Here is a 9347-nt window from a genome sequence, read left to right as displayed (position 1 = left end):
CACTTCGCAGTCAGGCACAGCTTCAAGGCTGATGCCTTATCTAGACTTAACAATCGCTCTTTTTGGAAATGTGTGTTCGGTTAGCGCATCTGGCCTAGAAGCAATTTTGCGTTTAGCGTGGTGCCCACTGTGGGAGTTCAGTCTTTGGAAAGACGTCTAGCAGCGATACTTGCCGCCGATGTGGTTGGCTATAGCCGTCTTATTCGAAATGACGAGGCCGGCACGCTTGCAAGGGTCAAAGCCCATCGCGAGCAGTTTTTTGAACCAATTGTCGCTTCACGACATGGGCGCATCGTCAAATTGATGGGCGACGGTTTGCTTCTTGAGTTTGCAAGTGCAGTTGAGGCCGTTCGGTGCGCGTTGGACATGCAACACTATGTAGGCGTCGCTAATGCGGACCTGCCGCAAGATTCGCAGGTGCGATACCGGATCGGTCTCAATGTTGGCGACATTGTCGTCGATCAGGATGACATTCACGGCGATGGTGTAAATGTCGCCGCACGCATTGAAAGCCTGGCTGTCCCGGATGGCATTTACATGTCGGCTAGCGTTTTCGAACAGGTTCATACCAAGCTCGATCTCACCATCGAAGATTTGGGGATGCGAGAGGTCAAGAATATCTCCGAACCCGTTCACGTCTACAGCCTTACAATGGATGAAAAGGCAAAAGCCATCGTTTCTCCTATCGTGCCACTTACGAACAAGCCTTCGAAAAATCGCCTGATCACGGTTAGTTGCACCGCAATTGTCCTGGCGTTAGTAGTCGCGGCATGGCTTCAACCTTGGTCCGTGGTGCAATCTCCGGACACGGATGAACAAGCCGCCGCCCTGTCTGGCAAACCCTCCATCGCGGTCATGGCGTTCGACAACCTCAACAACGACCCGAGCCAAGATTACCTCAGCGACGGACTGAGTGAGAACATCTTGACCGCCTTGTCCCGTTTTTCAGACTTCTTCGTAGTCGCCCGAAATTCGACATTTTCATATAAGGACACTCCGGCAGATATACAGAAAGTGTCAGAAGAATTGGGTGTTCGCTACATTGTTGAGGGGAGCGTTCAAATTGCCGGTGAGCGTTTGCGCGTGACGTCTCAACTCATTGATGCGACGACGGGCCAAAATATCTGGGCAGACAGCTATGACCAAGACCTACAGGACATATTTTCAGTACAGGATGAGATAACGCGAACGATAGCTTCGCTTCTCTCCACTAATATCGATCTGGCGGAGTACAGCCGCCTCAAGCATCAGCCTACTGATAGTCTTGGCGCATACGAATTGCGCAAACGCGCGCAGGAGGAGTGGTTTACCTTCACAAAAGAAGGAAACATCAGGGCGGAAGAGCTTAGCGCAAAAGCCATTGCTCTCGATCCGAACTATGCCGGGGCGTATGTCGAAAACGCTTGGGCACATATTAACGGGTATCGTTGGGGGTGGACGAACTCTTTAACGCGCGAGGAATCACTGGAGCGCGCGTTTGAGATGGCGCGGAAAGCCATTGAACTGGAACCCTTCAATTTCAAAGGTCATTGGGTCTTAGCCAATGCAACCACTCAAAGCGGTAACCTTGAGCGGGCTGCTTCGCTTTACGACAAAGCAATTGCTCTGAATCCAAATTCGGCATCCGTTCTGGCAGATTCCATCGACCCTCTCGTCTATGGCGGCAAGGCGCCTGAAGCCGTTGAGCGCATGAAACTGGCGATCCGGCTGAACCCACATCACCAAGACTGGTATCTTTGGAATCTGGGTTGGGCTCAGTACTTCACCGAGGAGTATGAAGATGCAAAGGCTTCCGTTGAACAAATGAACGAAATACCCGACGGCTTGAAACGCACCTACGCGCCAATTCTTTTACGCCTTGGTCTTCCCAGTGATGCGCAGACTATTATCGATGAGTTTCTAGCGGCCAATCCCGAATTCACTATCCAAGAGGCGATGAATGCGCCATTCGAGAGTGAGGCGTATCTCAATCGGTGGGTAGAGGATCTGCAAAAATTGGGTGTGCCTGATACCAAAGAATGAACGATTTTTCGAGTTTGCTTTGCGGATGTCGCTACCAGACTCAGACACCCACAACTATCGCGACAAACTTTAATCCTGCGATTTGCGGCTGTGGCTTTGTAGTGTTTTCAGCCCAAAACGGGCCTTGCTCGTCGGGCTTTGCGAATCCCATTTTGCGGACAAAACCGTCGCAGGCCTGTCAGGTAGTGATCATGACTTCGCCCTCAATTTCCATTGCGAAACCGAGCGGTAGTCCAGACACGCCGATAGCAGAACGCGCATGGCGACCGATGTCTGGGCCGAACACCTCAATGATCAAATCGCTGAAGCCATTTACCACAACATGTTGATCCGAGTATCCGGGCGCAGATGTCACCATACCAAAGACGCGGGCCCATCCAACAATTCTTGATAGCTCGCCTATTTCTGCTTTCAGGTTAGCCAGTACCGTTAGTGCCACTTCGCGGGCCTCAACATACGCTTGATCCGTAGTAATTTCGGCTCCGACAACTCCAAAGGGCCCGGCCAGACTACCATCCATTGCGTTTTTTGGGTGACCTGAGAAAAGTGCTCGGTCGCCTCTGATATTAACAAATTCGAAGGGTATGTGCAGGCCATCCGGTAACTTGGTAGGCGCAGGTAATTTCAAGCCCAATTCTTCAAGCCTGCTTTCTGGCGTCGACATAGTAATCCCTCCAACTAATGCATGGGCTGCAAGCTAGGCGGAAAGAAAACCAATGTCATCTTCGGGCTCAAAGCAGTCGTTTGCTGCAATCTGTGTGAGTGTCTGCTAAACTATTTTTCCAACATTCTGTCATATGACACCTTGCGCTGCGCCTCGATTGAAATCGATCGTTGTGTGGTATCTATCGTGGTATACTTTTGATATATTTCAATTTATTTTATATTTAACATAGACCTGAAGGATTTGTTATACTGACTTCGTCTCCGCCACTTCACAAACTGAGATATTTGTACCTCCTAACGCATAAAAGGGTATGGATTAGTGACCACTTCGTCCGCACAGTGGAAGCTAGAGAAAGTTGTCGCGAACAACCGCAATGCGGATGAAGCAGTTTTTTATTCCCCTGCGGCGATTTTTACAGACTTAGCTATGAACGAAGTGCACGCTCGCGAAGTGACGGCGCCAGTCAGCCACTTCGGCGGCGATATCGTCGCCCTTCAATCCGCGCGCAATTAGAGAAGCCAGTCTGTCGGCGTGATCAGACGTCATGCCCCATCTCACCAACTCGGGCGTACCCATGCGCAGACCATTCATGTCACCTTCGATTTCCACCACAGGTAGACCAATACCGCACGCCAAGAACCCAGCTTTGCGCAGGGTCTTGGATGCAGCCTGTCCACCGCCAAAGCTTTCTGCCAGAACAGCGAACTGGTGAGAGGCGGTAAAGCCCTCGCGCCCGGCAAAAACTGGAACACCTTGCGCATCAAGGCATTGGGCCATTGCGCGGGACATTGCGATCATCTCGGCAGCGTAGTCCTGTCCATAGTCGCGCCAATCAAGCATCGTCACAGCGAGAGCAGCTGACTTCGCAGCGTCAAAGTTTGCCGTCATGCCTGGGAATGCAATAGCATCCAGAGCCTTTGCGATCTCCGCATCGTTTGTGACAATCAGCCCCCCAGCGGGACCGCCGAGGCTTTTGTACGTACTCATTGTCATGAAGTGTGCGCCCTCAGCCAAGGGGTTACGCCAGGCACTTCCCGCGATAATCCCGCATTGGTGCGCGGCGTCGAACATCACCTTGGCACCGACTTCATCTGCAATGGCCCGTACTTCTTTGACCGGGTGCTCAAAAAGGTTGAGGCTTCCGCCGATCGTGATCAATTTGGGACGCTCCCTTCGCGCAAGCGCGCGCAGTTGGTCGAGATCGACAGAGTAGCCATCGGCATCGGTTGGTGCATCTATTGTTTGCAAACCAAACAAACCGGCGCATCCTGCGATGTGATGTGTTACGTGCCCACCGATCGATGCCGGCGGTGCAATGATCGTATCGCCTGCTTGGCAGGTGGCCATGAAGCCATAGAGGTTCGCAATCGCGCCAGAAGGCACGCGGATTTCTGCGAACTTTGCGTCGAAAACTTCCGCGCAAAGCTCGGCTGAGATGACCTCGATCTCTTCGATGGCTTCAAGTCCCATCTCATATTTTTCGCCCGGATATCCAAGCGACGGGCGCGAGCCGATTCCTGAAGACAGCAGTGCCTCAGCTCTCGGGTTCATTACATTGGTTGCAGGATTCAGGTTGAAGCATTCGTGCTCGTGGATCTCCCGGTTTCGGGTGGCTAAATGCTCAATCCGATCCAGCAGAGCCTTGGATGAGGTGCGAGACGTTTCGGTTGCGATCTTCTGGACTAGTGCTTCGCTGTCGGCCGGCACCCAGTTTCTCATGTCTATGGTCATCGCAATTTCCTCCTTGGCTGCACACAGATTGGACAGATCGGAATGACAACGCAAACCAGTTTTGCTATTTCTGGGCTTAGAAAAACTAAGGCTGAGATCTATGGCTGTCGCTCCACGTCGCCCTAAAGGGCCGCCCCTCAATGCTCTGCGTGCCTTCGAAGCTGCGGCGAGGCTAGAAAGTTTCGTTTCCGCGGCCGAGGAGTTGGGCGTCACGGCCGGCGCGGTCTCACAACATATAAAAGCTTTGGAAGGCTGGGCCGGAACTACCTTGTTTGAAAGAGGTGCTCACGGTGTTTCGCTATCCTCCTCTGGTCGCAAGCTAGCAGGAGAGTTCACGCATGCCTTTGATCTTCTCGCGGCGGCGACGCAGAGTTTACGAAAACTAGCACCCAACCCCGAGATTCATATTGCCGCTTTGCCCTCAATTGCGCAGCTATGGTTGCCAGCGCGATTGGGCAAGCTGCGCGAGAAGCGTCCCGACCTGAATGTCTCGGTGACAGCGATGGAGAGGCCTCCCAGCCTGTCGAGAGAACTATTTGATCTGTCGGTTTTCTTTTCCGTCCCGGCTGAAACACCGGATCAGATCGTGCTTGCGGAAGACGAAATCCTCCCAGTTTGTTCACCAAAGATAGCAGATGGTCTTGATCTAGAGACCGCGCAGTTGCTGCATGACCAGACGTGGCAAGAAGACTGGTCCATTTGGTCAGAGGCGACGGGTGTTTCAGTTGGTGATCCCCAAAGGGGGCCGAGATATTCGCTATACGCCCTTGCCGTAGAAGAAGCGAAGTCCGGTGCGGGTGTGCTTATGGGACATAGCTGCCTGGTTGAGCAGGCGCTTCAGTCTGGGCAACTCAAGAAAGTTTCATCGGAAAGTATCGGAACGGGTCGGGTGTTGGCCCTCGAGCTTCCACATAGATCGAGACGCCATCCTGCGATTGATAAGGTCGTTAGTCTACTTCGAGAGGAAGGACCGCACTTCAACGGATAAGAACTGCTGAGATGGCGAGTCTTTCTGCTTTAGGCGCGGCGCAGTCAATCGCTCTACTTGGCGTGAACGGCCGCAACGCAGACAGTGAAGTTTTGAATGCGGCAGGGCGAAAGGCCTTTGCTGTGGGCTTTCAGTTTGCTCGGGTTTACGTTTCTGAGGTTTCGCTAGCTTCGCATGGATTGGCGTTAGTCTCTGTTTACCGACTTTACCGATCACCTATTGGGGTAACCCTGCCTTTAACCACCCTTCACGCCAGTTGTTTGCGGAGGCTGGAACAGTGAAGATTGGTATCTGGGTTTCCTTTGAAGCGGCAGTCAAGCCCGGGCGCAAAATCTGCAGGTCTTTAACCGCGTTGCGAGCGGCTTCTTCATCAGTCAGGTGCCCCAGAGAAGCGATCAGCATGAGATGACTCATGACGAAGCTGGATCGGACCGACAAAGCATCCCGACAAGCACCGGCCGCTTCCTCATATCGCTCAAGCTGAAAGAGTGCGCTTGCCTGAGCAAGGTAGGCGGCGTGGCTGCTCAGGGCTCAGTATTGCGGTTCCCATCAGAAAGCATGGCTGGCTGGTAGCAGCCCAAAGCGGACGTAAACTAGTGTCTATTTATCAGCAGTTTTAAGATAAAGAGGGCATCTGAATTCTGCTTTAGTTTGTTGGCAAGTACCGATCCAACAGAGCGTCGACCAACCCCTCTTGCAGTTTGTTGCCGGTAGCTTCATCTACACGCAAGATGTCTTCGAGATTAACAAGTTGTTCTATCCCCGTCGTCATGGACAATCGCTTGGCCAGATCGTCAATTTCCTTAGGCTCCATCAATGTGTGAACTGGTGCAAGAGCTTCGGCAAAAGCCGCCACTCTTCTGGCACCACGCATTTTTACGGTTCCATCCTCAAGGGATGCCTTGAGTGATTCAGCCAGAAACTGCCGGAAATGCGCCTCATGAATCCGAGAAAAATCCAGATAGTATCGCGCGACGACATGTATACGGCTCCTAACGTCATCAAGTCCCTTCAAGAGTTCTGACGTCGGAATGACGTCAAGATCGAGCGTCGCATCCAAAGCCAAGACACTCGGTTCTGAGAAGTAACGATACACCGTCGCACGGCTGGTTTTGGCGCGTTCAGCGACTTTAGCCAGCGTAACTTCTTTGCCTTCCGACATCAGGTCACGTGCAGCCGAAAGAAGTGCTGTTCGCGTTCGGTTGATTTGATTTGTACGAGGCGCCAATTACAAACCTTTTGTGGTACACTTGTCTCATAAATAGATATATGTATCATAAGCGCAGTTTGTTTCAAGTAAAGGGAGTCGCAGCTATGACTGAACCTCGCCCGCGTATTTATCATCTTCTTGGGAACCTTTTGACCTTTCACGCCTTTCCCAGTGAGACCGGAGATCGTTGCACAATCGTCGAAATAAAGACGGCGCCGGGTGCCGGTGCGCCGCCCAACCATCATGCTGGCGAAGATGAGAGCTTTTACGTGCTCGATGGTGAATTCGAGTTTTTTGTGAACGGTGAGACAGTCGACGCAAAAGGTGGTGATTTCGTCAAAGTTCCAGACGGCGCAGTGCACGCCTTTACATGTACCGGGGAACGGCCGGGTCGGTTACTGTGTATTAACGCCCCCGGCGCCATGCATGACTCGTTCTTTACTGAAGCCGGTGACGCAATGCCCGACGGAACGACAGACATTCCGGCGCCTGATGGACCGCTAGACATTCCGGCGATCATGGCAGTGGCAGATCGAGTGGGAATGACGATCCTGGCGCCTGCGGACGTTCCCAGCTAACAACGTGCGTGCACAACTCTGGGCCACGGAACGGCTGTTTTGCGTTCAAGATTCTGCTGCAAACCCTACCTGGTGGGACTAGCTCAATCCGAAGCCAACACTCACGAAGAGGTCTTGCAATTCTGAATCGAGGAGAGTCGTTGAGCTTTTTACAAGTGTCCTTTGCTTGAACCGAAGCAGTCGAATAAGCTTTGGCGGCTAACTGCTTTAGTTTTCCCGCCATCAAAGTTCAGTCGCGTTTGATTTGGCTTGAGATCGCTCAACTCAACATTCTTTCCGAAACGTCCTCAAGAAGGTTATGAAGATCGAAATCTTCGCCTTTCTCGGCAAGCCCTTTGTCATGCAGAATGAAGGATAGCCCGTGCACGAAACTCCACAACAAAAAACCACGGCGGCGAACTTCGTCTGTGATTCCCGGTTCACCGAGACATTTTGCTACCTCAGTCAAAAGAATCCCGAAACTTTGCTGGCCTCCTTCCTCCAGCCGCGGATCCGCGATGCGGTCTGTGAAGCCGCCAAATTTTAATCTGAAGATACCGGGCTCATTTAACGCGAAGGCAATGTACTCCATCCCTATGGCAGTAATGCGCTCGGGAGATCCTTCAGGAACGCCTTCCAGCGCAGCAAGCATTTTATCTCGATGCCGATCCATTCCCTCGAGGACAGTGGCAACCAGCATTTCTGTCTTGTCTTTGAAGTGCTTGTAAGGTGCGGCGGTTGAAACGCCCGCGCGTCTGCAGGCCTCGGATACGGAAAAACTGTCCGGACCTTTTTCTTCGACCAACTGTCGGGTTGCTTCAATCAGTGCAGCGCGGAGATCACCGTGATGATAGGCTTTCTTGCTGACGGAACGGCCAGCCGATTGTCTGCTTGTCGGAAGATTTTTTTCTATGCTGCTCATGATCCAACATGTGCCAGATCACGTATCTCTTGTCAAAGTGAGAACTTCTAACATATGTTAGAGACACTAACTTGATGAGGTCCCCAAATGCCGAATCCTGCAAATTCATCTACTGAAGCGACCAAACCGAGCCTATTTGAACGTGTGTTACGCGGCACTGTGCGTCTGGGAGTAACCGTCAGTTTTATAGCCGTTGCAGCGGCCGCTGTTCACTTCGGCGCATCCGAGCTCACCCGTAGAGCGGAGGCGGTGCCCGCACCGGATGCCGCCGCTGTGACGCCTGTATCCGTGACGCCGATAACGTCCGAGAGCGCGTACACAGTCGACCGTGTGTTCATCGGGCAGGTCGAACCTCAGCGTTCGGCAGATATCTCTTTCGAACTGAACGGGACGCTGGATCAAATTCTGGTGGATGAGGGTGACGAGGTTGCCAAGGGTCAACTTCTTGCGACACTGGACATCGCACTGCTGGAGGTCGAACGCGACCGTCTGACAGCATCACGCGATGCTATTGCAGCCCAGCTTGCATTTGCAAGAAAGACGGTTGAGCGAAACGCGAAACTCATCGAACAAGGCTTTACCAGTCAAGCCCGTTTGGACGAAGCCGTTTCTCAGCAAGATGAATTGTTATCCAGAATTGGTGAGCTGGATGCGGCCTTGCGCGATGTGACCGTTCGGATTGAGAAATCCAGCATCGAGGCCCCATTTGCCGGTCAAATAACCGCGCGACACGTGGACGGCGGCGAAACTCTGCGCTCGGGCGAGCTGGTTCTGGGAATGGTCGAGGTCGTGTCGCCGCAGGTTCGGATCGGCATTCCTCTCGATGTTGATCCGGCGCTGCTAACTGATGTTGAGATCGAAATAGCAGGTCAAAGTTACCGGGCTGAGCTTGCAACCTTGCGGCCCGATATTGACCCGGTGACCAGAACCCGCACCGCGCTGTTCGATCTGAAGAACGCTCCCGATGTTGCTTTCGGACAAACCGCACGTGTGCATGTACTCGATCCTGTCCAAAGTGCCGGAACGTGGGTGCCCACAACATCACTGAAGGAAGGAACGCGCGGGCAATGGACACTGCTCGTAGCCGACGCGCAAAAGACTGTGCGCCTGGCGACGGTCGAAGTACTGCATGCCGAAGATGACCGCGTATTTGTGCGTGGCGCGTTTCCGGAAGGCACCGTCCTGATCGATCAGGGGCCGCAGCGGGTCAGCGTTGGTCAGCGCGTCGCCTTCAACACTGGCGAGTAACG

Annotated in this window: 9 protein-coding genes; 4 read left to right on the top strand and 5 right to left on the bottom strand. The window is 52.9% G+C overall.

Going from position 1 to position 9347, the window contains the following annotated elements:
* Positions 1-144 precede the first annotated feature (144 nt).
* A complete protein-coding gene (locus tag ACP15L_RS12550; protein WP_425083505.1) occupies positions 145-2022 on the top strand; it encodes an adenylate/guanylate cyclase domain-containing protein in 1878 nt (625 codons plus the stop codon).
* A gap of 178 nt (positions 2023-2200) precedes the next feature.
* Here ACP15L_RS12550 and ACP15L_RS12545 read toward each other — a convergent pair whose 3' ends face one another.
* Positions 2201-2686, bottom strand: a complete 486-nt coding sequence (locus tag ACP15L_RS12545; protein WP_425084410.1) for a RidA family protein — start codon at positions 2684-2686, stop codon at positions 2201-2203.
* A 423-nt stretch (positions 2687-3109) separates the two neighbouring features.
* Positions 3110-4420 (bottom strand): serine hydroxymethyltransferase, encoded by a 1311-nt coding sequence (glyA, locus tag ACP15L_RS12540; protein WP_425084409.1) that lies wholly within the window; start codon positions 4418-4420, stop codon positions 3110-3112.
* Positions 4421-4520: 100 nt separating this feature from the next.
* Here glyA and ACP15L_RS12535 point away from each other — a divergent pair, with 100 nt between their 5' ends.
* Positions 4521-5408 (top strand): LysR family transcriptional regulator, encoded by an 888-nt coding sequence (locus tag ACP15L_RS12535; RefSeq protein WP_425084408.1) that lies wholly within the window; start codon positions 4521-4523, stop codon positions 5406-5408.
* A gap of 216 nt (positions 5409-5624) precedes the next feature.
* Here the strand turns inward: ACP15L_RS12535 and ACP15L_RS12530 are convergent, their stop codons facing one another.
* Positions 5625-5810 carry a hypothetical protein gene (locus ACP15L_RS12530; RefSeq protein WP_425084407.1) on the bottom strand — a complete coding sequence of 62 codons (186 nt, stop codon included), beginning with the start codon at positions 5808-5810 and terminating at the stop codon, positions 5625-5627.
* Positions 5811-6054: 244 nt separating this feature from the next.
* Positions 6055-6636, bottom strand: coding sequence for a TetR/AcrR family transcriptional regulator (locus tag ACP15L_RS12525; RefSeq protein ID WP_425084406.1), 582 nt, complete (start codon positions 6634-6636; stop codon positions 6055-6057).
* Positions 6637-6722: 86 nt separating this feature from the next.
* Between ACP15L_RS12525 and ACP15L_RS12520 the strand changes: the two genes are divergently transcribed.
* Entirely contained in the window at positions 6723-7196 is a 474-nt protein-coding gene (locus ACP15L_RS12520) for a cupin domain-containing protein (protein ID WP_425084405.1), read from the top strand.
* 259 nt (positions 7197-7455) lie between these two features.
* On the opposite strand, the gene ACP15L_RS12515 is transcribed toward ACP15L_RS12520, so the two are convergent.
* The gene (locus tag ACP15L_RS12515) at positions 7456-8097 is read right to left on the bottom strand and encodes a TetR/AcrR family transcriptional regulator (RefSeq protein WP_425084404.1); all 642 of its coding nucleotides are present in this window, start codon (positions 8095-8097) and stop codon (positions 7456-7458) included.
* An 87-nt stretch (positions 8098-8184) separates the two neighbouring features.
* Between ACP15L_RS12515 and ACP15L_RS12510 the strand changes: the two genes are divergently transcribed.
* On the top strand, positions 8185-9345 hold the full coding sequence (locus ACP15L_RS12510) for an efflux RND transporter periplasmic adaptor subunit (RefSeq protein WP_425084403.1): 1161 nt from the start codon (positions 8185-8187) through the stop codon (positions 9343-9345).
* The last annotated feature ends 2 nt before the right edge of the window (positions 9346-9347 follow it).

It is taken from the genome of Ruegeria profundi, from assembly GCF_049800715.1.
Lineage (GTDB): Bacteria > Pseudomonadota > Alphaproteobacteria > Rhodobacterales > Rhodobacteraceae > Ruegeria > Ruegeria profundi_A.
The sequence above is the reverse complement of the archived record's forward strand: the minus strand, read 5'-3'. Positions and strand labels throughout refer to the sequence as shown.

Excerpts from the sequence above, each read along its gene's own strand:
- ACP15L_RS12545 (WP_425084410.1), bottom strand. The coding sequence starts at position 2,686 with ATGTCGACGCCAGAAAGCAGGCTTGAAGAATTGGGCTTGAAATTACCT.
- glyA (WP_425084409.1), bottom strand. The coding sequence starts at position 4,420 with ATGACCATAGACATGAGAAACTGGGTGCCGGCCGACAGCGAAGCACTA.
- ACP15L_RS12535 (WP_425084408.1), top strand. The coding sequence starts at position 4,521 with ATGGCTGTCGCTCCACGTCGCCCTAAAGGGCCGCCCCTCAATGCTCTG.
- ACP15L_RS12530 (WP_425084407.1), bottom strand. The coding sequence starts at position 5,810 with ATGCTGATCGCTTCTCTGGGGCACCTGACTGATGAAGAAGCCGCTCGC.
- ACP15L_RS12520 (WP_425084405.1), top strand. The coding sequence starts at position 6,723 with ATGACTGAACCTCGCCCGCGTATTTATCATCTTCTTGGGAACCTTTTG.
- ACP15L_RS12515 (WP_425084404.1), bottom strand. The coding sequence starts at position 8,097 with ATGAGCAGCATAGAAAAAAATCTTCCGACAAGCAGACAATCGGCTGGC.
- ACP15L_RS12510 (WP_425084403.1), top strand. The coding sequence starts at position 8,185 with ATGCCGAATCCTGCAAATTCATCTACTGAAGCGACCAAACCGAGCCTA.